The sequence below is a fragment of the Roseobacter sp. S87 genome, assembly GCF_055693285.1.
Genome location: NZ_JBVFTR010000004.1, coordinates 3,227,327 through 3,252,094, shown reverse-complemented (window position 1 = coordinate 3,252,094; position 24,768 = coordinate 3,227,327). Strand labels below are relative to the sequence as shown.

The following is a 24,768-nucleotide window of genomic DNA, read 5'->3' as shown; positions in this document are numbered from 1 at the left end:
GGTCAGTTCCTGCCTGGCAGGCTGTCGCGTGCAGGGGCGTCTTCCCATGTTTCGATCAGATCCATCGCCTCGCTGGCGCTTTCGACAAAGCGGAAGAGATCGAGATCCTCGTCCGAGATCGTACCCGCATCTGCAAGAGCGTCCCAGTTCAGAATTTTCTCCCAGAAAGCCCGGCCAAAAAGCAGGACCGGCACACGCTGCATCCGCCCGGTCTGGATCAGGGTGAGCGTTTCAAAAAGCTCGTCCATTGTGCCGAACCCGCCGGGGAAGACACAGATCGCCCGGGCGCGCATCAGGAAATGCATTTTGCGGATGGCGAAGTAGTGAAAGTTGAAGCACAGCTCGGGTGTGACGAATTCGTTGGGCGCCTGCTCGTGCGGCAGGACGATATTCAGCCCGATGGAATGGCCGCCTGCGTCCTGTGCGCCGCGGTTTCCGGCCTCCATCACGCCTGGGCCACCACCGGTGACCACAACATTTTCCCGACCTTCGCTTTCAAGGCTTTGCAGTGTCATCAGGCGCGCAAATTCCCTTGCCTCATCATAAAAATGCGACAGCTCAGCCAGCGTTTTCGTGCGCGCTTTGTCCTTGTCCACCGGGCGGGGGATGCGCGCGCCACCAAAGAGCACGATGGTGCTGGTGATGTTATGTTCATCCAGCAGCATTTCCGGCTTCAGCAGTTCCAGCTGCAACCGCACGGGCCGGAGTTCCTCGCGGCACATGAAATCCTGGTCCGTAAAAGCCAGCCGGTAGGCTGGGGCACGGGTCTGTGGGGTGTCCGGTACCGTCAGGGCCGCGTCGCGGTCGGTGTGCGCGTCCCGCAGCGGATGTTTGTGGCGTCGTTCCGTCATAGTCTTCTCCGAATTTCCGGTATGTCACAGGGGCGCATGTCAGCGCGCGGGATGCAATGGTCCGGGATCATTCTTCACAGGCCTGTGCTTTTCGCGAACGATTGCACAGGCGGTTGTGGCCTTGTATAGGCCCGACAACCTGAAATTTTCATAAAACGGAGACCGCCCATGTCCAACGCACAGCTTGAAGCCGCGATCGAATCTGCCTGGGAGGCCCGCGATACCATCACGCCTGCAACGACCGGTGAGACCCGTGACGCGATCGAAGACACGCTCGCCGCTCTGGACAGTGGCACGCTGCGCGTCGCCGAAAAGCAGGACAGCGGCGACTGGCACGTGAACCAATGGGCTAAAAAAGCGGTGCTGCTTGGTTTCCGGATCAAAGACATGGAAATGCAGTCCGGCGGCCCGCAGGGTTCCGGCTGGTGGGACAAGGTCGACAGCAAATTCGCCGGATGGGGCGATGACCAGTGGAAAGCCGCCGGTTTCCGCGCGGTGCCGAACTGTGTGGTCCGCAAGTCGGCCTATATCGCGCCGGGCGTTGTGCTGATGCCTTCGTTTGTGAACCTTGGCGCATATGTTGACGAAGGCACCATGGTCGACACCTGGGCCACCGTCGGTTCCTGTGCGCAGATCGGCAAGAACGTGCACCTCTCCGGCGGCGTCGGCATTGGTGGCGTGCTGGAACCGATGCAGGCGGGCCCGACAATTATTGAAGATAACTGCTTTATCGGCGCGCGGTCCGAAGTGGTCGAAGGCTGCATCGTGCGCGAAGGCTCCGTGCTGGGCATGGGTGTGTTCATTGGCAAGTCCACCAAGATTGTCGACCGTGAGACAGGTGAGTTCACCTATGGCGAAGTGCCGGCGGGCTCCGTTGTGGTGGCAGGCTCCATGCCGTCGAAAAACGGTGTGAACCTCTATTGCGCGGTGATCGTCAAAAAAGTGGACGCGCAGACGCGCTCGAAGACCTCGATCAACGAGCTGCTGCGCGACTGAGGTAAACAACCGTTAAGACCTGGGGCAAAGCTGCCCCAGGATTTCCCGGTAATCGCCGGGAGCATGAACTATTCCGGCCAGGATACTTCTTTAGGCCGACCTTATGCGTCAGGGTTCTCATCAGATATCTTTTCCGGTGCTGCAGGTTACTGCGGATCTGCGCTCCATTGCATCGACGGGCTTTGGCGAGTTGTCAGCGCTGATGAAGCCAGGGCTCAAACCTGTTCTGCGAAAGATCATTTTCGATCAGAGGTGCGTCATGCGCCCGGCGGATGCAAAGCTGATCCATGCGGATCTGATGGCTTTTGCGGCATCGCCCGGACGGGGCACCGGACCTTTCATGACGGCGACAGCGCTGCTGATCGCAGATCGGCTGCAGGGCGGGGCCGGTACGGACGACCTGTCCACCAACTGGAAACGCCTTCGCGAGAAATACCTTGAAGGTCCGTCGCCCGTTCGCGCAACGCTGATGAACGGGTTCTGGCGGCTGCAGGGTGTACACCGCGCCACACCTGAACAGCGGGTGCCTGCCAGGGATCTCATGACCTACGACGCCGAAGACCTGCAGCGGTTGCTGCGCCGGATTGCCTGTTCGATGACGGACGAGATCAGGGACAGGGTCTGTTCGGTGGCTGAGGCCGAAACGGTTGGGGTACATCGCCGGGCGCTTGATAATTGTCTGGCGGGCAGTTGCGTTCTGTCGGAATTCGGCGACTGGTTCCCGGGCGAGGTGGTCGAAAAAGCCTCACTCGATCCGGAGCACCCTGGTTATGCCGGTTGCACAGCATTGATATTGCTGGATGCGATCGAGACCCGCGACGCCCAGGAAAAAATGGCGTTTCGCTGGCAGGAGCAGGCTGACAGGTACCTCCGGCTGCGGCCGGAATTCCGGGTGCCTATTGTTGCCGGTGTGCGGCATCTGCATGAGATGTTCTTTGACTGGCAGCCCTATGGTGGCTGGCCGCCCGAAGAGCTGATGGAAAAAGCCGTTGTGGTGCCATTCGCCAAACACTAACAACGGTGCATGGCTTCAGCGAAAAAACCCTCCCGCCAGCAGGTCTATACTCTGATCGTGCAGATTGGTCGCAAAGAAGGTGATGGCCTTCCGGACAAAGCGACGGGCGCTGGTCTCGTTGTTTTTTCCAGCGGCGTCAATGAAGCAGAAGCAGTGCGCGAAACCGTTGCCGTGCTGAAACAGGCCGAAACGGCGCCACTGGATGTCACCGGGTATGGAACGCTGGCAGAGCGCGAAGCAGCCGGTCATGAAATCAGCGACGATGAACGGCAGCTCATGCAGCGCGCGCTCGACGAGAACGCTGTGATCATTGCCCAGATGGAACCCTTCTACGATGACGCTCCTGCCCGGGAGTAATCACGCAACGCGTATGGGTCTGTTGCTGTGTCATGATATGCGGAGCGCAATACGGGGCATTGCGCTTGTGCCGCAGAGCTTTTAGCCCTGAGTACCATCCATACTCCGGAGAATTCTATGTCCCTGCCTGATCCTGTTGCCCTGACCGCTGATCTTGTCCGCTGTGCCTCTGTCACGCCCGCTGATGAGGGTGCGCTCGATGTCCTGCAGTCCAGGCTGGAAGCGGCCGGGTTCGACTGCACCCGTGCCGACCGGGCAGGTATTGCGAACCTCTTTGCCCGTTGGGGCGAAAAAGGTCATGCGCGCACTTTCGGCTTCAACGGTCATACGGATGTGGTGCCTGTGGGGGACGAGGCATCATGGTCCTCTCCGCCTTTTGCAGCTGAAATCCGCGATGGCGTTATGTACGGGCGTGGAACAACAGATATGAAATCTGGTGTGGCGGCATTTGCGGCTGCAGCGATCCGGTTTGTGACTGAAACGCCGCCGGATGGCGCGGTCATTCTGGCCATTACAGGCGACGAAGAAGGGGATGCTACAGACGGAACAACCGCATTGCTGGATCACATGGAGGCGTCGGGCGAGCAGATGTCCGTCTGTCTTGTGGGCGAGCCGACCTGCCCCTCTGTCATGGGAGAGATGATGAAGATCGGGCGCCGCGGGTCGATGACGGCCTGGATCACGGTCACGGGCCGGCAGGGGCATTCCGCTTATCCGCACCGGGCACTGAACCCGCTGCCTGCGATGATGCGGCTGATGGACCGGCTGGCCAGCCATGAACTGGATCAGGGTACGGACCATTTCGACGCGTCGACGCTGGCTGTGGTCACCGTCGACACGGGCAATCCGGCCACCAATGTGATCCCGGAAACCTGCAGCGCCGCGGTGAACATCCGGTTCAATGATCTGCACTCCGGTGCATCGCTGACTGAGTGGATCAGAGACGAAATTGCCAAAACAGAGACTGAATTCGGCGTTCAGACGGATCTGCGGATCAAAGTATCCGGCGAGAGTTTTCTGACCCCGCCAGGACCGCTTTCTGATCTGGTGGCCGCTGCTGTGCAGGACGAGACCGGCGTGACGCCGGTGCTGTCCACAAGCGGCGGAACCTCGGACGCGCGGTTCGTCAAAAACCACTGCCCGGTGGTAGAGTTCGGACTGGTTGGCCAGTCGATGCATCAGGTGGACGAACACGTACAGGTCGATCACATCCGCCAGCTCACATCGATCTACGGGCGTATTCTGCGGGACTATTTTGCGTGAGGCAGCGCCTCGTCGTTATGGTCAAGGAACCTCAGCCGGGACGTGTGAAAACCCGCCTCGGCCGGGATATCGGAATGACGACAGCCGCGTGGTGGTTCCGTCACCAGACGGACTCCCTGCTGAGACGGCTGCGGGACCCGCGCTGGGACCTTGTTCTGGCCGTCGCGCCGGATGCCGAAGGATTGCGCAGCAGGGTCTGGCCAAGCGATCTGGCGCGCATACCGCAGGGCCGCGGCACCCTGGGTGACCGGATGGCCCGCGCGCTTGCTCTGCCGGGTCGCGGCCCGGTCTGTGTAATCGGTGCGGATATTCCCGGGATCAATCGGACCCGGATCGCCCGGGCATTCGCCGAACTTGGTCGGAACGAAGCTGTTTTCGGGCCTGCGCCGGATGGTGGGTACTGGCTCATCGGTCTCGCGCGGCGGCGTCCTGCGCCGCCGGCACTGTTTCACCGGGTGCGCTGGTCAACTGAACATGCACTGGCGGATACGCTGGCGACTTTGCCCGGTTTGCGCACAGCATTCGTTGACAGTCTTGCCGATGTGGACACCGCAGGGGATTTGCGCATGACGCGCCGGAGCGCGCGTGTTACCTGAGGTGCATGTCCAAAATCCCCTCCAAATCTGAAATACTCGACTGGATCACCGCCAATCCTGCGCTGACGGCGAAACGTGATATTGCCAAGGCCTTTGGCATCAAGGGTGCTGACCGGATCGATCTCAAGCGCGTTCTGAAGGAACTGGAGGCCGAAGGACACCTGGAAAAACGCAAGCGGAGCTATCAGGATCCCGAACGCCTGCCGCCGGTCGCCGTTCTGCAGGTAACCGGGCCGGACAATGACGGCGACCTTTTTGCCAAGCCGATGGAATGGCAGGGCGAGGGGGTCGAACCCGTCGTGCTGATCATTCCGCGGGCATCAGATCCCGCGCTGGGAGCGGGGGATCGTATTCTTGCGCGGCTGACCCTGATCAAGGGCGAAGCGCATCACTACGAAGCGCGGATGATCCGGAGAATAGGCTCTAATCCGAAGCGAATCCTCGGTGTTTTCCGCACCGCATCGGATGGCGGGCGCATCGTTCCCATCGACAAAGGGTCCGACAGCGAATGGCGGGTTGCCGGTGATGCAACGCATGGCGCGAAAGACGGCGAGCTGGTGGAAGCGGAACAGGCAGGACCGGCCGGGCGCATGGGCCGGCCCCGGGCGCGTGTTGTCGAGCGCCTGGGCGATCCTTCAGCACCAAAAGCCGTTTCACTCATCGCTATTCATGAACACGGTATCCCCGACAGTTTCCCGGATGAAGTGGTGGCAGAGGCCGATAAAGCGGAGCCGCTGGGGCTGAGTGGGCGCGAGGATCTGCGTGATCTGCCGCTGATTACCATCGACCCGTCTGACGCGCGGGACCATGACGATGCCTGCTATGCGCACGCCGATGATGATCCGCAGAACAAGGGCGGGCATATCGTCTGGGTCGCCATTGCGGATGTGGCCGCTTACGTGACGCCCGGGTCCGCCCTGGACCGTGAAGCCCGCAAACGGGGCAATTCGACGTACTTTCCCGATCGGGTTGTCCCAATGCTGCCGGATCGTCTTTCCGGTGATCTGTGCTCATTGCACGAAGGAGTGCCGCGGGCCTGTATCGCCGTGCGGATGCAGCTGGATGCGGAGGGCAATAAACTCAACCACAGTTTTCACCGTGGCCTGATGCGGTCACCTGCCGCCCTTCACTATGAAGAAGTGCAGGATGCGGTTGACGGGCGCCGGAATGACCGCACAGGTCCTTTAACAGAGACTGTTTTGCAGCCACTTTATGCGGCGTATGACGCGCTTGTTGCAGCACGGAAAAGGCGTCAGCCCCTCGATCTCGATCTGCCGGAGCGCCGGATTGTTCTGGATGACGATGGCACGGTCACGTCGGTGGCCTTCAAAGACCGGATGGACGCGCATCGCCTGATCGAGGAATTCATGGTGCTGGCCAATGTGGCGGCGGCTGAAACGCTGATCGAAAAGCGTGTGCCATTGCTTTTCCGCGTGCACGAAGAACCCAGCCCCGAAAAACTCGAAGCGCTGCGGGAGACAGCCCAGGCCAGCGGGTTCAACCTTGCCAAAGGGCAGGTGCTGAAAACAGCGCATCTGAACAGGCTGCTGAATGATGCGGCGGGCACGGATGAGGCGGACCTCATCAACCTGTCCACGCTGCGCTCTATGACGCAGGCCTATTATGCACCGCAAAACCTTGGCCATTTTGGCCTTGCCCTGCGCCACTATGCGCATTTCACCTCACCCATCCGGCGGTATGCTGATCTGGTCGTGCACCGCGCCCTGATTGCTGCGCACGGCTGGGGCAAGGACGGCCTGCGCCCCGAAGACTATGACGGGCTCGAAGAGACCGGCACACATATCTCCGATACAGAACGGCGGTCGATGGTTGCCGAGCGCGACACAACCGACCGGTACCTTGCGGCGTTTCTGTCGGAACGCGTGGGCAATGAGTTCACGGGCAGGATCAGCGGCATTGCCCGGTTCGGTGTTTTCGTGAAACTGGAAGAGACCGGGGCGGACGGGCTGGTGCCGATGCGCTCCATCGGGCGCGAGTATTTTCATTTTGACCGGGAAGCCGGAACGCTCATGGGTTCGGACACCGGGATCATCATCAGCATCGGACAGCGGGTGACCGTGCGCCTTGCAGAGGCGACACCGGTGACAGGCGGTATTGCGCTTGAGCTGCTGTCTTTGGACGGCGCGGCAATGCCTCGCGGGCGACAGTCGCCTGCGGGCCGGTCTCCCCGGCGCCGCAGTGTGAAGGCCAGAAACAAGGCCTCCAAAACGAAACGAAAGGTGAAGCGCACAAGGCGCTAGCCCATCGTCCGCTGGGTCCGGTCCAGATAGCCCATCAGGATGCCGTTGTCTTCGACATAGCGTTTCAGCAGCGTCATGCCGGGTGTTGCCCGGATTGCACTGAGCACGGGGGCGACGGATGCGTCGGCAGACGTGGGCCGGTCCCCGAACAGGAACTCCCGGTGCCTGACCCGGTTCGTGATAGCGGCTATATCAGGCTCTATTCTGGCCAGACGCTGCGCTTCGTTCAGCCGGCCAAGGCCCTGGGTGTTCATGCCCGCGAGGACTTTTGCGCGCAGCTGCCGCGTCACCAGACCGCGGATCAGTCCCGGTACACCGGCAAAATAGGTTTCCCGCACAACCGGCCAGACATCGTCATTTGCCCAGCGATCGAGAACCAGGTGAAAGTACATATGTTCTTCGGCCATCCGGATGAATGCCCGCGACACTGCTTTGTCATCGTCAGACAGGCCGTGATCAAAATCAGCGCCACCGGCTTCAAGGTGCGTCCTGATCCCGTCACTGTCGGGTATCAGCCGGTCTTCGACGCGGATCACCGGGAGTTTGGCAAAGGGCATCATACGGGGGTCCAGCGTATCTTCACGGCGCCACGTCTGTCCTGACAGGTTCAGCAGCCATGCGGCTTTGGTACAGAAGGGGCTGGAAGAAAACTGGCCAAAGGCGGCGGGGTAGGTCAGCAGTGCAATCATGACGGGATTTCCTTTTCTCGGGGGTATCCAGAATAGGAAACCGTCCTGACAGTTTCTGGCAGTACTTGTGATATGGTGAGACCATGAGCAGAACACACAGACTTTTTCAGATGATGCAGACGCTGCGCCGGTTACAGCCCCCCGTGACGGCAAACCGTCTGTCTGATGAGATGGGTATGTCGTTGCGGACCATCTATCGCGATATAGAGGCACTGCGGGGCATTGGTGCGGTCATCGATGGAGAGGCCGGGTTCGGTTACACCCTGATCGAAGATGCCGCCCTGCCGCCGCTTGGGTTCGAGGATGACGAGCTTGAGGCTCTGGTCCTGGGGTTGCGTGATGTAGCTGTGATTGCCGACCCGGCGCTGGCCCAGGCCGCAAACTCGGCTCTTGCAAAAATCCGGGCGCGCGTGCCGCCCCGACAGGCACATCGTCTGCAGCACGCGGTCCTGGATGCGCACCGCTACGCGCCCCGTCCGGACATTCATGTGGATGTGTCGAAGCTGCGCGAGGCGACCTGGGATGAGGTCAGTGTGGTGCTTACCTACACCGATGCGCAGGGCGCTGAAACTGAACGGCTGGTGGACCCTCTGGGATTTGTGTACCTCGACCGCAGCAATGTGCTGATGGCGTGGTGTCATCTGCGCCAGGACTTCCGGACATTCCGCCTTGACCGGATCAGCCGGTTTGTAAGGACAGACAACAGTTTCCGGCCAAAACGGGTGCCGATGCTACGCGAACACCTCGAACGGATCCGCTGTGACATCACAACATCGGCAGAACCCCGCACCCGCTCGGATTGAATTCTTTCTCTGTGGCTCCAGATTCGCTAGAATAGCGCCAATAAAAATGAACCGAGCAGCAGGATATCAACATGCAGTGGAAGATCTGGAGCGCAGGACTTTTGACCGCCGGGCTCGCCCTGACGGGTGTGGCAGAGGCACAGAACACCATCCAGTCGCCGAGGCCCGTGGTCCGGCCGGCCTCTGCCCCTGAACCGGTCGTGAACAACGCGGTTCCTCTGATGGCAACCGCAGCCCGTCCGAAACTGCGCCCTGCCACGCGCGGGGCAGGCGAGCCTTCACCCGCGGTTGTGCAGGTTGCTTCGCCGGCTGGTTTTGACCGCTGGGTGCAGAATTTCCAGCGGCGTGCCCGGGCGCAGGGGATCAGCAACGCGACACTGCAGGCGGCATTCCGGAACGTCCGATACGACCCGGACGTCATCAAACGCGACCGCAATCAGTCGGAGTTCACCAAAACCATCTGGCAGTATCTCGATAGTGCCGTCTCTGACCGGCGCATCCGCAACGGCAAGGCGGCACTGAAAGAGCACCGCCGCACACTGGAAGCGATTGAACGGCGGTATGGTGTTGAAAAAGAAGTAGTTGTTGCCGTCTGGGGCCTTGAAAGCGGGTATGGCGTGTTCCGTGGGAGCAATGATGTGATCGGTTCGCTGGCAACGCTGGCCTTTGACGGGCGACGGGGCGCGTTTTTCGAAGAGCAGCTGATTGCCGCGCTGAAAATTCTGCAGAACGGCGACACAAGCCCGCGCAATATGACCGGCAGCTGGGCGGGGGCGATGGGCCACACCCAGTTTATCCCAACGTCGTACCTGGCCTTTGCGGTTGATTTTGACGGTGACGGCCGGCGGGACATCTGGGCAGATGATCCGGTGGATGCGCTGGCCTCGACGGCGGCGTATCTGAACAAGTCCGGCTGGACCAAAGGCCAGCCCTGGGGCGTCGAAGTTCAGGTGCCGCGGGGTTTTGACTACGCACTGGCGAACCGCAAGGTCACTAAAACACCAGCGCAATGGGCCCGGCTTGGTGTGGTGGATATGAAAGGCCGGCAGGTGCCGAACCACGGCCGCGCATCCCTGCTGCTGCCGGCCGGTGCTGATGGGGTCGCGCTGCTGATCTTCAGCAATTTCCGGTCGATTGAACGCTACAACGCGGCGGATGCCTATGTGATCGGCGTCGGCCATCTGAGTGACAGGATCCGTGGTGGCAGTGAGTTCAAAGCTGACTGGCCGTCAGATGGCCGTGCGCTGACCCGCGCCGAACGCCGGGAACTGCAGGAACGCCTTACGCGGGCTGGGTTCAGCACGCAGGGCGTTGATGGGCGGATCGGACCGAACACGATTGCCGCTGTGCGCGCCTATCAGCGGTCGCGTGGCCTGACACCCGATGGGTACGCGTCACTGAGCCTGCTGCAAAAACTGCGCTGAACGTCAGCGGAACCGTTCAATCAGCGCCTGTGTCCGTTCGCGGGTAAGCGAAATCCGGCAGGACCGGATTTCGATGCCGGTTCCCGACCCGCCGCCAAAGAGCGAGCCCGCGTAGTTGCACTCAGCGTCGCGCCAGGCTTCCCAGGCGGCCTGGGATTCCTGCAGTGCCGGCACAGCAAAGGTTCTGCCCGCGACTTTGTCCAGTTCCTGCGCTGAGTCAGTTGCAAAGCCAAGAATGACCTCAAGCGCGCTTTCGGCTGCTTTTTCTGTCTCTGTCAGACAGTCGGCTGTTTCTACCTGCGACTTTGTCATCAGGCTGCACTCGAGAGATGGGTCTGCAGTACTTGCCGTCGCCGCGCAAAAGACAGCGACAGAAATTGGAAGTCTTCTGATCATCCGGGGCTCATACCACGCAGACGCTCCGACCGTCGACGCAGTAATTCGACAACAGTCAGCAGACCAATAGAGATGATCACAAGGATCGTTGCCACAGCCAGAATTGTCGGACTGATCTGTTCCCGCAGGCCGGTGAACATCTGCCAGGGCAGTGTTTTCTGTCCGGCGGACCCCACAAAGAGCACCACAACCACCTCATCGAACGATGTGATAAAGGCGAACAGCCCTCCCGAAATCACACCCGGCAGGATCAGCGGCATCTGCACCCGGAAAAAGGTGGTGACCGGGTTGGCGCCCATGTTGGCCGCAGCCCGCGTCAGTGAGTTGTCAAAACCGACAAGTGTGGCGGTCACGGTGATGATCACGAACGGGATACCCAGGGCCGCGTGTGCGAGCACAACGCCGACGTAGGTGCCCTGCAGGCCGATCCGGCTGTAAAAGAAGTACATGCCCGCCGCAGAGATGATCAGCGGCACGATCATAGGCGAGATCAGGATAGCCATAATCGCCCGGCGGAATGGCACATGCGCCTGGCTCAGACCAATCGCCGCGAGGGTGCCGAAGCTTACAGACAACAGCGTGGCGACCGGGGCGATTTTGACGGAGTTTGCCAGCGCACCCTGCCAGTCTGAATTCGTGAAGAAGTCCTCGTAGTGCTTCAGCGAATACCCTGCCGGATCAAACCGCAGCATTTCCGGTGTGAAGGTAAAGAAGTCCTCGGCGTTAAAGCTCAGCGGCATCACAACGATAATCGGTGTGATCAGAAACACGAGGATCGCGCCACAGATTACGCGGAACGTATAGTGCCAGAGCACCTGACCCGGCGTGAGATAAGGCACCAGGTGCTGGCGGTAACGGGATTCGTAGAGCCAGAAGCTGACCCAGCCGAAAAACCACCCGAATGCCGCGCCGATGATACCGGCCGGAATGCCGCCAAAGGCGAAACCGGCGGCGGCCAGCAGGAGCACAAAACCCCATCGACCGGCCTTTTCATTGCGGATCACTTTAGTCAGCACAAAGGCCGCAGCAGCCATGAGAACCGCGCCAAGCACAATGCCCAGCAGGCCGCTACCCTGCGCAGTGCCAACGAAGAGGCCGCCGAATGCGCCAAACGCGGCCACGACCGGAACATAGAAAGACGGTTCGGTGCGGGATACGGGTGTCAGAGCGACCATTGCATCAGCCTCCCAGTTTCACGTTGTCGATGCCGACGATGCGGTCGTAGGCCCAGTAAAGCCCCAGAACCACCGCCAGCAGGATTGCCCCAAGCGCGGCAGCCAGCCCCCAGTTGAGCGAACTGGAGATGTGATAGGCGATCCGGTTCGAGATGAACGTGCCCGTTGTGCCGCCCACGATCTCGGGGGTGATGTAGTATCCGATGGCCAGGATAAAGACGAGGATCGAGCCCGCGCCGATGCCCGGCACTGACTGCGGGAAGTAAACACGCCAGAAGGCTGTCCAGTTGGTGGCCCCCAGTGATTTTGCCGCGCGCAGATAGCTGGGCGGAATGGTCTTCATCACCGAATAAAGCGGCAGGATCATAAAGGGCAGCAGGATGTGAGTCATCGCGATGATCGTACCTGTCTGGTTGTTGATGAGCGCCAGACGGCTGTCATCGGCAACCAGTCCCAGCCAGACGAGCGTGTCATTCACCACGCCCTGTTGCTGCAGCATGACCTTCCACGCGGATGTCCGCACCAGCAGCGAGGTCCAGAAGGGCAGCAACACAAGGATCATCAGCAGGTTGGCGGTCCGCGCTGGCAGGTTCGCAAGGATCCAGGCGACCGGATAGCCCAGAAGGATGCAGCTGCCGGTGATCACGAGCGACATAAAGAGCGTGCGGATGAAGAGCTTGATATAGATCTGTTCGTTGTCAGGACGCATTTCGGGGCCGTCCTGGGTCTTCTTCATGTCGACCGCATTCAGGAAGTAGCCGCTGGTAAAATCCGGGCTGTAGGTCTGGATCGTCTGCCAGACCTCGATGTCGTGCCAGTCCTCGTCTACGTCCTCAAAGGCGGCCGGGTAGTCGACAAACTCAAATTCCGCGACGGTGGCTTCGGCTTCCTGCAGCTCAGATGCGCCCGGACCTGCGTAGCCGGACACGTCAGCACCAGCGCTGAAGTCGGCATAAAGTGCCGAATAAACAATGGCCCAGGGGTCTTCTTTGGCCAGATTGTCTTCGTCTTCGTTCTGAACAAAATCGGCGAAAACCGCATACATGGCCGCTGTTTCCGGCAGCATCGCGGCAATTTCGGAACGGGCTTCAAACGGCGGCTGCGGTGTATCGCTTTTGTCGTCCCAGCCCGCCATTGCAGCGTTCCAGGCGTCGCTGCCCATTACCTGGCTCCAGTTTTCACCCTTTTTCCAGAACTTGTTCAGGTCCTCGAACTGGTCCTGGTACACTTCGCCCATATCCTCGACCTTGCGGCCGGATTTCCGGAAGAGCGAGGACACACCGGTCAGCTCATAGTTCAGGCGTGACCCAAGGCGGGTGTGCAGCTTCCGCTCTGTGGCGATGAAAATATCCTTATAGAGCGCTTCAAACGTTTCTGCTGGCGGAAGCTCTCCGGCAGAGGAATCCCAGTCCGCCAGTTCGGCCGTTGTCCGCGGCAGCGTGTCCGAGACGATCTGGTTTTCGACCGAGCGAAAGAGCATGTCCGCAATCGGCGCGATAAACGTCACCAGCACAAAGATCAGCAGCGGCGCGATCAGCATCAGCGCACGCAGTTTCTGCCGCCTCAGAGCGCGGTTCAGGCTTGCCTTCAGGGGCCGGCCGTCGGCCGCGAGCATCGGGCCCGTCTGTTCAGCTGCGTCACTCATTCAGGCACCCTCGACCACAATGATTGTACTGTCGGCGTTGCGGCGGCGGATGTCGGCAACTTCCTGGTATTCGGGGTCATTGTAGGCGGCGAGAGCGGCCTCATATGACGGGAATTCGATGACGACATGGCGCTCCAGGCTCTCGCCCTCCGGCACCTCGGATTGTCCGCCCCGTACGATGAACTTTCCGCCCAGACCCAGCAGGATCGGCGTGTCGCGTTCAATGTACTCCTTGTAGGCCTCGGGATTTTTCACTGTGACGTGACCGATGATATAGCCTTTGGGCATTCTCTGTTCCCCCTGTCGTCCGGTTGGAAGGGGCGGCTGACCGCCCCTTCCGTGAATATGAGCCGGAACCGGCTTATTGTGCCAGCCAGGCCTGGAACTTCGCGTCGATGTCGTCGCGGTAGTCCGCCCAGAACTCGTAGTTATAGAGGAACGTGTTCTTGGCGTTGTTCGGATCTGTCGGCATGTGCGGTGCCATGTCGATGCCCAGATCAGCGTGTGTGGAGACCAGCGGTGCGGAAGACGCACGTGCCGGGCCGTAGCTGATGTATTTGGCCTGATCCGCCAGACGCTGTGTGTCTGTCGCAAAGTAGATGTAGTCCAGCGCGCGCGCCTTGCGCTCATCGCTCAGACCGGCGGGAATGATCCAGCCGTCGAGGTCGAACACCTGCGCGTCCCAGAGCATTGCAACCGGCTGGTTCTGCTCTTCGATCACCGAGAACAGACGACCGTTGTAGGTCGAACCCATAACGATTTCACCGTCTGCCAGCAGCTGGGGTGTGTCAGCACCAGCGGACCACCAGATCACGTCGTCCTTGATGGTCGCCAGTTTGTCGAGCGCCTGTTGCTGACCTTCGTCCGTTTCCAGAACGTCATAGACGTCTTCTTTGGCAACGCCGTCACAGAGCAGAGCCCATTCCATGTTGTTGATCGGGCGCTTTTCGAGCGCGCGCTTGCCCGGATAGGCTTCGGTGTCGAATACGGCGCAGACCGACGTGGGCGGTGTGCCGCCAACCATGTCCGTGCGGTAACCGAATGTTGTGGAATACACGATCTGCGGGATGAAGCAGTCGGAGACCAGCAGGTCACCGAAATCATCCTCGGCGGATGTGCCATCGGGTGCTGCGGCGAGGTGCTCGTCCGGGTCAATCTCCATTGCCAGACCTTCGTCGCACAGGCGGATCGCATCAGCCGCAACCACGTCGACCACATCCCATGTGACGTTGCCCGCTTCGTTCATGGCGCGGAGTTTGGCCACTGCTTCGGCGGAGCTTTCATCGTTGATGATGTTGACGCCGGTCTTTTCCATATAGGGGTTGTGATAGGCCTGCTGCTGCGAGTTGGAATAGGCGCCGCCCCAGCTGACGATCGTCATTTCGCTGGCCATGTGGCCGTCTGCGGTGGCCATACCAGCTGCAACAGTCAGTGCAGTGGTCGCCAGCAGTGTCTTGGTGAGTTTCATTGATATTCTCCCAGTTTTTGTCCCGTTTGGTATTTTGTCGGGTGGGGGCAACGGGTCTGACCTCCACCTCTTTTCAATCGGGCTCCGGAGAGCACGACATTCCTTTCGCGGTGCTCAGGCGTCGAGCGCGCGGCAATCTTCCGGCAGCCAGCCGATCTCGATCTGCTGTCCGGGCTTCAGGCGTTCCACATCCGGCGCGTTCCGTGTCTTGATCACAAAATCTTCGGTTCCGGCCACGCGGAGGCGGGTGCGGAAGATGTCGCCCATGTAGATAAACTCAAGAACCTCCGCCTTGAGCGTATGGGCATCCGGGCTCAGACGGTCCTTGTTGTATTCAACCCGCTCCGGGCGGATCGACACGCGTGTGCGGTCCCCGGAAGCCGTTACATTGACGGGTTTGGCATCAATGACTTCGCCGCCGTCCAGCTGCACCAGACAATTGTCGCCTTTGATTTCCTTTACCACACCTTCCAGCGTGTTGTTTTCGCCGATGAACTGCGCAACGAAGCTGTTTTCCGGCTCTTCATACAGCTTGTCCGGCGGTGCCAGCTGCTGGATGCGTCCGTCATCAAAAACCGCAACCCTGTCGGACATGGTCAGCGCTTCGGTCTGGTCGTGGGTCACATATACCACGGTGATCCCCAGATCATGCGCCAGGTTGGTGATTTCGAACTGCAGCGTTTCGCGCAGTTGTTTGTCGAGCGCGCCGAGCGGTTCGTCCATAAGGACAAGCTCAGGCTCAAACACGAGCGCGCGCGCTAGCGCGATCCGCTGCTGCTGACCGCCCGACATCTGCGCGGGACGGCGACCGCCAAAGGCGCCCATCTGCACCATATCCAGCGCGCGTTTGACCTTTTCCTCGCGCTCGGACTTGCCCATCTTGCGCACTTCGAGCGGAAAAGAGAGGTTTTCGGCCACTGTCATATGCGGAAACAGTGCGTAGTTCTGGAACACCATGCCGATCCCGCGTTTGTGCGGCGGGATGTTATTGATCGACTGACCGTCGAGGCGGATGTCACCATGGGTGGCTGTTTCAAACCCGGCCAGCATCATCAGACAGGTGGTTTTGCCGGAGCCGGACGGCCCGAGCATTGTCAGGAACTCGCCCTTTGGCATGAAAAGGTTGAGATCTTTTACGACCAGATTTTCGCCGTCATAGCTTTTCTGCACCCGCTCGAATTCGACGAACGCGTCTGCATTGCTTGTGTCTGCCACGTGTGGCTCCCCGTTCCGTTTTCTGGCGGTTTTCCGCACTTGTTCGGATGACAGCTAACAACACACAGCCGCCATGACGCAAGCAATTAGCCACGCTGGATGTTGTTACAACGGCATTTGACCCAAATGCGCTGATAAATCGCGAATTTCCGACACTTGTGCTGCATATTTTAGCGCTACCAGTGAATTGTCCTGAAGAAGATTGATGCTTCAGTCAGGCGAATCTGCGGTCTGTACAACGCTGATCCGGTCAGGATGCCGATTTGAGCAAACCTTGTGATTTCGCCTCGGCCCATGTTTCATCCAGCGCTTTGAGGGCACGCTGCATAAAGACATCAATCTCTTCCGGCGTGATGATAAGTGGCGGAGACACGATCATCCTGTCTCCGACGTGCCGCATGACCAGGTTATTGGCAAAGCATCGCTCGCGGCACATGTATCCTATTGTGCCTGCCTCGCCTGCGAACTTTGCGCGGCTTTCCCTGTGCGGTGTAAGAGGCAGTGATGCCATCATGCCTTTGATGTTCAGACCGCCCACAAGCGGGTGCCCGGCCAGCTTCTCGAGACCGGCCCGGAGTGCAGGGGCCGCAACATTGCGTACATGGTCCAGAATGCTTTCTTCCTGCAGGATGCGCAGGTTTTCCAGCGCGACCGCCGCGGCCACCGGATGGCCGGAATAGGTATATCCGTGATTGAACTCGGTCGCACCGATCACCTCTGCCACCTCGTCACAGACAATCGACCCGCCAATGGGCTGATATCCGGAGCTCAGACCCTTGGCGATTGTCATGATGTGAGGCCGGATGTTCACGGTCTGGCTGCCGAACCAATTCCCGGTCCGCCCAAATCCACAGATCACCTCGTCAGCAATCAGCAGGATTTCATATTTGTCACAGATCCGCTGGATTTCCGGCCAGTAGCTGTCCGGTGCCACAACAACGCCGCCGGCGCCCTGTACAGGTTCTGCGATAAAGGCGGCTACATTGTCTTCGCCAAGCTCCTGAATTTTCTCTTCCAGTTCCTGCGCCCGTTTCAGGCCGAACTCTTCCGGGGTCATATCGCCGCCTTCAGACCACCAGTCCGGCTGGCCGATATGGTGGATGCCGGGGATCGGCATGCCCCCCTGCGCATGCATATACGTCATCCCCCCCAGGCTGCCTGAACCGACCGAAGATCCGTGATAGGCGTTTTTGCGGCTGATGATATGCGATTTGGCTGGTTTGCCTTTTTCCGCCCAGTAGGTGCGAACCATGCGGATATTGGTATCGTTCGCCTCAGACCCGGAGCCTGCAAAAAACACGTGGTTCATACCTTCGGGCGCCAGTTTTGTGACTTCCTGCGCCAGTGCGATTGCCGGGACATGCGTCGTCATGAAAAACGTGTTGTAGTACGGCAGTTCCTGCATCTGGCGGGCGGCCACCTCGGCCATCTCATGACGCCCGTAGCCAATGTTCACACACCACAGGCCAGCCATACCATCGAGGATTTCATTCCCTTCGCTGTCCGTCAGGTACACGCCTTTAGCACGCGTGATGACCCGCGCGCCTTTTGATGCAAGCTCGTCGTTTGTAGTGAAGGGATGCATGTGGTGCGCGGCATCCAGTGCCTGGAGTTCAGCCGTCGGCAGATGGTTCGTGATCGCTGGCATTGGGCTTCCTGCATTGCTTGGATGGGACGAGGTCAGGTGATGCGCAGAATATGATCAAATTTTTCAGAGTCAATCGAATCACCGGGTGGTGCTGATGTCCTGAAGTGCTTCGCGGATCTGGCGCATACCCTGCTCAACATCTCCCCTGAGGGCCTCTGCTGTCGCTGCCGGATCACCGGCTTCGAGCGCTTCAAGCAACTCCGCATGTTTGTCTGGCAGGTTTGCTGTGCCGAACCGTCCGCACACCACCCGCAAAGAAGGTCCGAAGCGCAGCCACAGCCGGTCTGCTGTGGCCTCAAGAATCGGCGCATCGGCCGCGCTGTAAAGACAGGCGTGGAACCTGTAGTTCTGCGTGAGATATCCGCGGATATCACCGTGAGAGATGGCGGTGTTCAATGCGTCATCGCACGTTCTGAGGGCATCAATCAGCGCCGGTGTCGCGCGCCCCGCTGCGCGCAAAGCCAGCTCCGGTTCGAGAGATATTCTTATAAATTCAAGCTGTTCAATGCAACCCTGTGTCAGTTCAGGTACGATGATCCGGCGGTTTCCCTGCATGCTGAGTGCGCCGTTTGAGGTCATCCGGCGGATCGCTTCGCGCACCGGCGTCATACCGGCTCCAAGTTCCTGCGTCAGGCCCTGAATGGTGACCGCCTGACCCGGTGCCAGCTCACCAAAAAGAATGAGATCGCGCAGCTGCTCGTAAACAGACTGATGCGCAGGCCGGCCGGCTGAGGCTCGGGTGCCTGAAAGTGCCTCGTTCGTAAGCATTCGGATCGGACCGCCTCTGCTATTTCCCGGGTCTCGCTGCAGGTGCCTTGCGCAGCCTGTCATCGCATGAAAGCATAAAGCATCTTGCCGTGACAGGCAAAACTTGATCAAATTCTGCCGAACCGGGACCAACCCGGTCTGCATCAACGGGAGTATGATATGAAGAAGCTCATGATGAGCAGTGCAGCTGTTGCGCTGATCGCATCCGCCGCAGCAGCCGACGAAGTCCGGGTTTACAACTGGTCGGACTATATTGACGAAGCGCTGCTGGAAAAGTTTGAGACAGAGACAGGCATCGACCTCGTCTATGACGTTTTTGACAGCAACGAAGTTCTTGAAACGAAAATGCTCGCAGGCGGATCGGGCTATGACGTCGTCGTGCCGTCCGGTACTTTCCTGCAGCGCCAGATCGCTGCCGGTGCTTTCCAGAAGCTGGACGCGTCAAAGCTGCCCAACCTGGCCAACATGTGGGACACGGTAAAAGAGCGTACCGTGCAATACGACCCCGACAATGCCTATTCCATCAACTACATGTGGGGCACGACCGGTATTGGTGTGAACACCGGCAAGGTTACCGAACTTCTGGGTGAAGATGCACCCGTTGGATCGCTCAGCCTGATCTTCGAGCCGTCCAACATGGAAAAGCTGGCAGAGTGTGGCGTGCATTTCCTGGATGCCCCGTCCGAAATGATCCCGGCTGCTCTAAAATACATCGGCGAGGATCCGGACAGCCATGACCCGGACGTGATCGCCAAGGCAGAAGCGGTTCTGGCGGGCGTCCGCCCACACATCCAGAAATTCCACAGCTCTGAATACATCAACGCACTGGCAAACGGCGACATCTGCGTTGCATTCGGCTGGTCCGGTGACATCCTGCAGGCGCGTGATCGTGCGGCAGAGGCCGAAAACGGGGTTGATATCGCCTACAACGCACCGTCCGAAGGCGCGCTGATGTGGTTCGACCAGATGGCTATCCCGGCAGATGCGCCGAACCCGGAAGCTGCGCACACGTTCCTGAACTTTATTATGGACGCGCAGAACATGGCTGATGCGTCCAACTATGTTTACTATGCGAACGGCAACCTGGCCTCGCAGCCGATGCTGGAAGAGGATGTGATCGGTGATCCGGCCATCTATCCTGATGAGGCGACGCTGGAGAACCTTTACACAACTACGCCCTATCCGGCGAAAGTTCAGCGGGTCGTCACCCGGCTCTGGACAAAGATCAAATCAGGCACCTGAGCCTGTGACAATCGGGGCGGCTCCCAGGCGGGCCGCCCTTTTTGCATCCGCCCGGCCTGCGGGCGAAACGAGGACAAACCGTGCCGGAATCCGTTTTTGCGCCCTGGGATGATCCCACCGAAAAGCCACTGATCCGCTTTCGCAACGTGACCAAACAGTTTGGCGATTTCACAGCGATTGATGATCTGACCCTCGACATTTTTGAACGTGAGTTTTTTGCGCTGCTTGGTCCGTCCGGATGCGGAAAAACGACCATGATGCGGATGCTCGCCGGGTTTGAGACGCCGACAAGCGGAGTGATCGAGCTGGCGGGTCAGGACATTGCGCCTGTGCCGCCCAACAAACGCGCCGTGAACATGATGTTCCAGTCCTATGCGCTTTTTCCGCATCTGAGCGTCTACGAGAATATCGCCTTTGGGCTGCGACGCGTGAACATGCCGAAGCATGACATTGATGACCGTGTTGCGGAGATGCTCAAACTCACGCGCCTGGAGAAATTCGCACGCCGCAAGCCGCACCAGATTTCCGGAGGTCAGCGCCAGCGTGTGGCGCTGGCACGTAGCCTGGCCAAGGCACCAAAGCTCCTGCTGCTTGATGAACCGCTCGGCGCACTTGACGCCAAACTGCGCCAGGCCACTCAGTTTGAACTGATGGATATCCAGGAGAAAACCGGAACCACCTTTGTGATCGTGACGCATGATCAGGAAGAAGCGATGACGGTCGCCAGCCGCGTCGCTGTGATGGATGAGGGCCGCATCATGCAGGTCGCAACGCCTGAAGAGATCTATGAAGCGCCCGACAGCGTGTATGTTGCGGATTTCATCGGGGACGTGAACATTATCCGCGGTTCTGCGACGCCGGCGGGCGGACAGCGGTACAACATCGCGCGATCAGGTGACGTGCCGCCGCTTGTTGCAGTGTCCGAAAGACCGTTTGCAACGGACCAGACATGCCACCTCGCCATCCGACCGGAAAAGGTGAGCATCCATGCCGAGCAGCCAGAGGGCGTGGATAATGCAGTTCAGGGCAAGGTGCTCGATATCGCCTATCTGGGCAATATCTCGACTTACCATGTCGAACTGCCGGATGGTCAGATCATCAAAGCGCAGACTGCCAACACCAGGCGCGTCTCACGCCGCAGTTTCACCTGGGAAGATACGGTCTGGCTGAGCTGGACCGCGACTGCAGGGGTTCTGCTGGCACAATGAATGGCTTTGCGGAACATCACAGGGGGAGACAGCAATGCAACGGCTGATCCTCATTGCAGTGCCCTACGCCTGGCTTCTTGCCCTCTTTCTGGTGCCGTTCCTGATCGTTTTCAAGATTTCATTGTCGGACGTCGAACTGGCCATTCCGCCCTACACGCCGACCTTGTCGGACGGCTTTGTCCCCTTTTTCAAAGCGCTGGATTTTGAGAACTTTGCCTTTCTTGCATCGGACGACCTGTACTGGAAAGCCTACCTGAGTTCTTTGCAGATCGCCGTCATTTCCACGGTGCTGACCCTGCTGGTCGGATACCCGATGGCATATGGTATGGCACGCGCCCCTGAAGAATGGCGCCCGACGCTGATGATGCTGGTGATCCTGCCGTTCTGGACGTCCTTTCTGATCCGCGTTTATGCATGGATGGGTATCCTGAGCCAGGAAGGTTTCCTGAACCAGTTTCTGTTGTGGACAGGGCTGATCGGCGAGCCACTCACCATTCTCAACACGACAACGGCCGTCTACATCGGCATCGTCTACACCTATCTTCCATTCATGATCCTGCCGATTTTCGCGGCCCTCGACCGGTTGGACGGATCACTGATCGAAGCTGCCGAAGATCTGGGCTGTTCACGGCTGCAGGCCTTCTGGCTGGTGACAATTCCGCTGTCACGGAATGGCATTGTGGCGGGCAGTTTTCTGGTGTTCATCCCGGCGCTGGGCGAATTTGTAATCCCCTCCCTGCTGGGCGGATCCGGCACCCTGATGATCGGCAAGGTCCTGTGGGAAGAGTTCTTCAACAACCGTGACTGGCCGGTGGCCAGCGCTGTTGCAGTGATCCTGCTGCTGATCCTCATTATTCCGATCGTGCTGTTCCAGCGGAACCAGCAACGTCAGGCGGAGGCGGAGCAATGAACAGACTAAGCTGGTTCAATGTCACTTCGCTGACCTTCGGGTTCGCGTTTCTTTACCTGCCGATGGTCATTCTGGTCATCTATTCATTCAACGAAAGCAAACTGGTGACCGTCTGGGCAGGTTTCTCGACCAAATGGTATGGAGAGCTTCTTCAGAATGAGGCGTTTCTCGACGCAGCCTGGGTGACGCTGAAGGTCGCGGTGCTGTCGTCTACGCTGGCGACCGTTCTGGGAACGATGGCCGCGTATGTTCTGGTGAGGGGCGGCCGTTTCATGGGCCGAACAGTCTTTTCCGGCATGATTTACGCCCCGCTGGTTATGCCGGAAGTGATCACCGGGTTATCGTTGCTATTGCTCTTTATCGGCATTGGTCTTGACCGCGGTGTCCTGACAATTGTGCTGGCGCATACCACTTTCGCGATGTGCTATGTTTCAGTCGTTGTGTCATCCCGCCTGCTGACGTTCGACCGTTCACTCGAAGAAGCAGCGCTCGATCTGGGGTGTACCGGGTTTGAGGCATTCCGTCTCGTGACTTTGCCCATCATTGCCCCTGCGGTGATTTCCGGGTGGCTGCTTGCCTTCACGCTCAGCCTTGATGATCTGGTGATCGCGTCGTTCACAGCGGGGCCCTCCGCGACGACCCTGCCCATCAAGATTTTCTCAGCCGTGAGGCTTGGTGTTTCGCCGGAAATCAACGCGCTTTCGACCCTGATGATCGCGATTGTCACGATCGGTGTGATCAGCGCTTCGCTGGTCTCCAAACGGAATACGCTGCGCCAGAAACGGGACGAACAGGCGGCGGCCCGCACGGCATGAAGCGGATCTTTCCGGACTTTGCCTATGGCGATGGTCCGCGCAGCGGCTGCTGGTGGGATGAAACGTCCGAAATGCAGGACCGTCCGGCCGTACAGGAGAGCGCCTTTTTTGACGTTGTTGTGGTAGGCGGCGGTTTTACCGGCATTTCCGCGGCACTTCATCTGGCCCGTGCGGGTGCGTCGGTGGCCGTGCTGGAAACCCGATATGTTGGATGGGGTGCCTCTGGCCGCAACGGTGGGTTTTGTTGTCTGGGCGGATCAAAGGCGGATGATGGTCTTCTGGATCGCCGCTACGGAAAACCTGCACGGCTTGAGTGGCGACAGGCGGAAAAATGCGCGGTTGAGCTGGTTGACAGCATCATTACGGACGAAGGTCTGGATGTTGATCGGCACTCCGACGGGGAAACCGCTCTGGCGCACAGAGCTCGCGATATGAAAGGCTTGCGGGATTACGCGCGTTCGGTTCAGGAAAATTACGGTGTTGAACCGGTTTTGCACGAAGCACATGAGCTGGCCACGCAGGGAATGTCGGCCGGATTTCACGGCGCGCTGACCGTGCCAATCGGGTTTGGACTGAACCCGCGAAAGTATTTGGATGGGCTGGCGGCAGCCGCAGAACGTCACGGAGCGGTTGTATTTCACGGCAGCCCTGTTTCGCGTATTTCTTCGCACGGGTCGCGTAGAGCCCTGGAGGTGAATGGATGTACCGTCACGGCGGAACAGGTCATCATTGCTACCAATGGGTATTCTTCCGAAGATCTGCCAGACTGGCTCGCCGGGCGGTACCTGCCAACGCAGTCTAATGTTCTGGTGACACGCCCTCTGTCACCGGCAGAGCTGGATGCGCAGGGCTGGACATCGCGGCAGATGAGTTTCGATACGCGCAATCTCCTCCATTATTTCCGTTTGATGCCGGACAACCGGTTTTTGTTCGGTATGCGGGGCGGCATTCTTTCCGGACCTTCGGCGGAACACAGAGCGCGGCGCAGTGCGCGGCGTGATTTCGAGCACATGTTTCCAGCGTGGGCAGATGCCGAAACCGAGGCCAGCTGGTCCGGTCTGGTATGCCTCTCCCGCTCAAGCATGCCTTTTGCCGGTCTGGTCCCCGGTGCTCCGGGCATCTGGGCGGGAATGTGCTACCACGGCAACGGCGTTGCTATGGGTACGTTCACCGGCAAACTTCTTGCTGATCTTGTCTCCGGCAGGCAGACAGACCTGGAGCCTAAAATCGTTGGAGATCCGCTGCAGACCTTTCCATTTGGCGGCGCCCGCAGGCTTCTTATGCTCCCGCTCTATGCCGGATTGCAGCTTTTGGATCTGTGATCAGACGGGCGCTTCCGTTTCAGATAAAACAGGCTCCCGCAACGCGTTGATTTGAGATGTCGAAACCGCTGCACCGCTGCTCAGGACAAGTACCGTTTCACCGCCCTGCTGCCGTGCCTCGGTTATCCGTGCGTAGCTTTCAGCAGGTGTCGTTGCGATCACCTCACCTAGAGCTTTGCTTTCCACGGCAAAGTTGTAGGCGCCGGGCGCAATCTCAGATCCATCGGCGCTGACCCCATCCCATTCAAAGGGAATACCGTCAGTCGCAATCTGCCTGCGCTGCACCACGTTTCCGGCGTCATCATAAACCACCAGAACGGCCTCATCCGCCCCGGGATCCGGCGAGGGCACAACCGTCAAGGGTGCCCCATCAAATTGTACTGGCGCTGTAGTTCGCGCCTCCATACCGATCCATCCGGCCATTTCGGCAATATTGCCAGCGCCAAGACGATTGCTCAGTTCTGTTAACAGATCGTTGGACAGGACCTGCTGTTCGACCATGGAGAACTGCGCGAGCTGAGCCGCGTATTCAGACGAATCGATTGGCTCGAGCGGGTCCTGAAAACGGGCCTGCGCTGTGAGCATCTGCAGAAATGTCTCAAAATCTGACGAGATAACCGAAGATGATTGCGAGCTTGCGTTTGTTGACGCCTGTTGCTGGGTCTGCGGTGTCGTTACCGTATTTACGTCCATTGTCCTGC

At 59.2% G+C, this 24,768-nt stretch carries 24 protein-coding genes; 13 read left to right on the top strand and 11 right to left on the bottom strand.

What is annotated here, in order from left to right:
* Nucleotides 1–2: 2 nt before the first annotated feature.
* Nucleotides 3–851: an LOG family protein gene (locus tag ACZ1HA_RS16910; RefSeq protein WP_472714717.1), complete on the bottom strand. Its 849-nt coding sequence runs from the start codon at nucleotides 849–851 to the stop codon at nucleotides 3–5.
* Nucleotides 852–1,019: 168 nt separating this feature from the next.
* On the opposite strand from ACZ1HA_RS16910, the gene dapD reads away from it, so the two are divergent.
* The 6 genes from dapD (at nucleotide 1,020) to rnr (ending at nucleotide 7,339) form a co-directional block, all read left to right on the top strand.
* A complete protein-coding gene (dapD, locus tag ACZ1HA_RS16905) occupies nucleotides 1,020–1,847 on the top strand; it encodes a 2,3,4,5-tetrahydropyridine-2,6-dicarboxylate N-succinyltransferase (protein WP_472714716.1) in 828 nt (275 codons plus the stop codon).
* A 136-nt stretch (nucleotides 1,848–1,983) separates the two neighbouring features.
* A complete protein-coding gene (locus ACZ1HA_RS16900; RefSeq protein ID WP_472714715.1) occupies nucleotides 1,984–2,862 on the top strand; it encodes a hypothetical protein in 879 nt (292 codons plus the stop codon).
* A gap of 9 nt (nucleotides 2,863–2,871) precedes the next feature.
* Nucleotides 2,872–3,219, top strand: coding sequence for a hypothetical protein (locus ACZ1HA_RS16895; RefSeq protein ID WP_472714714.1), 348 nt, complete (start codon nucleotides 2,872–2,874; stop codon nucleotides 3,217–3,219).
* 117 nt (nucleotides 3,220–3,336) lie between these two features.
* Nucleotides 3,337–4,482: a succinyl-diaminopimelate desuccinylase gene (dapE, locus tag ACZ1HA_RS16890; protein ID WP_472714713.1), complete on the top strand. Its 1,146-nt coding sequence runs from the start codon at nucleotides 3,337–3,339 to the stop codon at nucleotides 4,480–4,482.
* A 17-nt stretch (nucleotides 4,483–4,499) separates the two neighbouring features.
* Entirely contained in the window at nucleotides 4,500–5,078 is a 579-nt protein-coding gene (locus ACZ1HA_RS16885) for a TIGR04282 family arsenosugar biosynthesis glycosyltransferase (RefSeq protein WP_472715343.1), read from the top strand.
* A gap of 5 nt (nucleotides 5,079–5,083) precedes the next feature.
* The gene (rnr, locus tag ACZ1HA_RS16880) at nucleotides 5,084–7,339 is read left to right on the top strand and encodes a ribonuclease R (RefSeq protein ID WP_472714712.1); all 2,256 of its coding nucleotides are present in this window, start codon (nucleotides 5,084–5,086) and stop codon (nucleotides 7,337–7,339) included.
* On the opposite strand, the gene ACZ1HA_RS16875 is transcribed toward rnr, so the two are convergent.
* Nucleotides 7,336–8,028, bottom strand: a complete 693-nt coding sequence (locus ACZ1HA_RS16875) for a glutathione S-transferase family protein (RefSeq protein WP_375229512.1) — start codon at nucleotides 8,026–8,028, stop codon at nucleotides 7,336–7,338. The two genes, rnr and ACZ1HA_RS16875, sit on opposite strands and share 4 nt — an antisense overlap.
* An 83-nt stretch (nucleotides 8,029–8,111) precedes the next feature.
* Between ACZ1HA_RS16875 and ACZ1HA_RS16870 the strand changes: the two genes are divergently transcribed.
* On the top strand, nucleotides 8,112–8,831 hold the full coding sequence (locus tag ACZ1HA_RS16870) for a helix-turn-helix transcriptional regulator (RefSeq protein ID WP_472714711.1): 720 nt from the start codon (nucleotides 8,112–8,114) through the stop codon (nucleotides 8,829–8,831).
* Nucleotides 8,832–8,902: 71 nt separating this feature from the next.
* Nucleotides 8,903–10,255: a lytic murein transglycosylase gene (locus ACZ1HA_RS16865; protein WP_375229514.1), complete on the top strand. Its 1,353-nt coding sequence runs from the start codon at nucleotides 8,903–8,905 to the stop codon at nucleotides 10,253–10,255.
* A gap of 3 nt (nucleotides 10,256–10,258) precedes the next feature.
* Here ACZ1HA_RS16865 and ACZ1HA_RS16860 read toward each other — a convergent pair whose 3' ends face one another.
* The 8 genes from ACZ1HA_RS16860 to ACZ1HA_RS16825 all read right to left on the bottom strand — a co-directional run bounded on the left by ACZ1HA_RS16860 (nucleotide 10,259) and on the right by ACZ1HA_RS16825 (nucleotide 18,570).
* Nucleotides 10,259–10,567, bottom strand: coding sequence for a lysozyme inhibitor LprI family protein (locus tag ACZ1HA_RS16860; RefSeq protein WP_375229515.1), 309 nt, complete (start codon nucleotides 10,565–10,567; stop codon nucleotides 10,259–10,261).
* Nucleotides 10,568–10,647: 80 nt separating this feature from the next.
* Nucleotides 10,648–11,826: an ABC transporter permease gene (locus ACZ1HA_RS16855; protein ID WP_472714710.1), complete on the bottom strand. Its 1,179-nt coding sequence runs from the start codon at nucleotides 11,824–11,826 to the stop codon at nucleotides 10,648–10,650.
* A 4-nt stretch (nucleotides 11,827–11,830) separates the two neighbouring features.
* Entirely contained in the window at nucleotides 11,831–13,471 is a 1,641-nt protein-coding gene (locus ACZ1HA_RS16850; protein WP_472714709.1) for an ABC transporter permease, read from the bottom strand.
* Nucleotides 13,472–13,759: a DUF1330 domain-containing protein gene (locus ACZ1HA_RS16845; RefSeq protein WP_472714708.1), complete on the bottom strand. Its 288-nt coding sequence runs from the start codon at nucleotides 13,757–13,759 to the stop codon at nucleotides 13,472–13,474.
* 73 nt (nucleotides 13,760–13,832) lie between these two features.
* Complete coding sequence (locus tag ACZ1HA_RS16840; RefSeq protein ID WP_472714707.1) at nucleotides 13,833–14,939, bottom strand: extracellular solute-binding protein; 1,107 nt, start codon at nucleotides 14,937–14,939, stop codon at nucleotides 13,833–13,835.
* 114 nt (nucleotides 14,940–15,053) lie between these two features.
* Entirely contained in the window at nucleotides 15,054–16,154 is a 1,101-nt protein-coding gene (locus ACZ1HA_RS16835; RefSeq protein WP_472714706.1) for an ABC transporter ATP-binding protein, read from the bottom strand.
* A gap of 250 nt (nucleotides 16,155–16,404) precedes the next feature.
* Nucleotides 16,405–17,802 (bottom strand): aspartate aminotransferase family protein, encoded by a 1,398-nt coding sequence (locus ACZ1HA_RS16830; RefSeq protein ID WP_472714705.1) that lies wholly within the window; start codon nucleotides 17,800–17,802, stop codon nucleotides 16,405–16,407.
* A 78-nt stretch (nucleotides 17,803–17,880) separates the two neighbouring features.
* Complete coding sequence (locus tag ACZ1HA_RS16825) at nucleotides 17,881–18,570, bottom strand: GntR family transcriptional regulator (protein ID WP_375229522.1); 690 nt, start codon at nucleotides 18,568–18,570, stop codon at nucleotides 17,881–17,883.
* A gap of 159 nt (nucleotides 18,571–18,729) precedes the next feature.
* Here ACZ1HA_RS16825 and ACZ1HA_RS16820 point away from each other — a divergent pair, with 159 nt between their 5' ends.
* The 5 genes from ACZ1HA_RS16820 (at nucleotide 18,730) to ACZ1HA_RS16800 (ending at nucleotide 24,067) form a co-directional block, all read left to right on the top strand.
* Entirely contained in the window at nucleotides 18,730–19,812 is a 1,083-nt protein-coding gene (locus tag ACZ1HA_RS16820; RefSeq protein WP_472714704.1) for a polyamine ABC transporter substrate-binding protein, read from the top strand.
* A gap of 80 nt (nucleotides 19,813–19,892) precedes the next feature.
* Complete coding sequence (locus ACZ1HA_RS16815; protein WP_472714703.1) at nucleotides 19,893–21,020, top strand: ABC transporter ATP-binding protein; 1,128 nt, start codon at nucleotides 19,893–19,895, stop codon at nucleotides 21,018–21,020.
* Between the two features lie 34 nt (nucleotides 21,021–21,054).
* Nucleotides 21,055–21,930, top strand: coding sequence for an ABC transporter permease subunit (locus tag ACZ1HA_RS16810; RefSeq protein ID WP_375229525.1), 876 nt, complete (start codon nucleotides 21,055–21,057; stop codon nucleotides 21,928–21,930).
* Entirely contained in the window at nucleotides 21,927–22,745 is an 819-nt protein-coding gene (locus ACZ1HA_RS16805; RefSeq protein WP_472714702.1) for an ABC transporter permease, read from the top strand. Before ACZ1HA_RS16810 ends, ACZ1HA_RS16805 begins: the two co-directional genes overlap by 4 nt.
* On the top strand, nucleotides 22,742–24,067 hold the full coding sequence (locus ACZ1HA_RS16800) for an NAD(P)/FAD-dependent oxidoreductase (RefSeq protein WP_472714701.1): 1,326 nt from the start codon (nucleotides 22,742–22,744) through the stop codon (nucleotides 24,065–24,067). The genes ACZ1HA_RS16805 and ACZ1HA_RS16800 overlap by 4 nt, the downstream gene beginning before the upstream one ends.
* Here ACZ1HA_RS16800 and ACZ1HA_RS16795 read toward each other — a convergent pair whose 3' ends face one another.
* Entirely contained in the window at nucleotides 24,068–24,760 is a 693-nt protein-coding gene (locus ACZ1HA_RS16795) for a flagellar hook capping FlgD N-terminal domain-containing protein (RefSeq protein ID WP_472714700.1), read from the bottom strand.
* Nucleotides 24,761–24,768 lie beyond the last annotated feature (8 nt).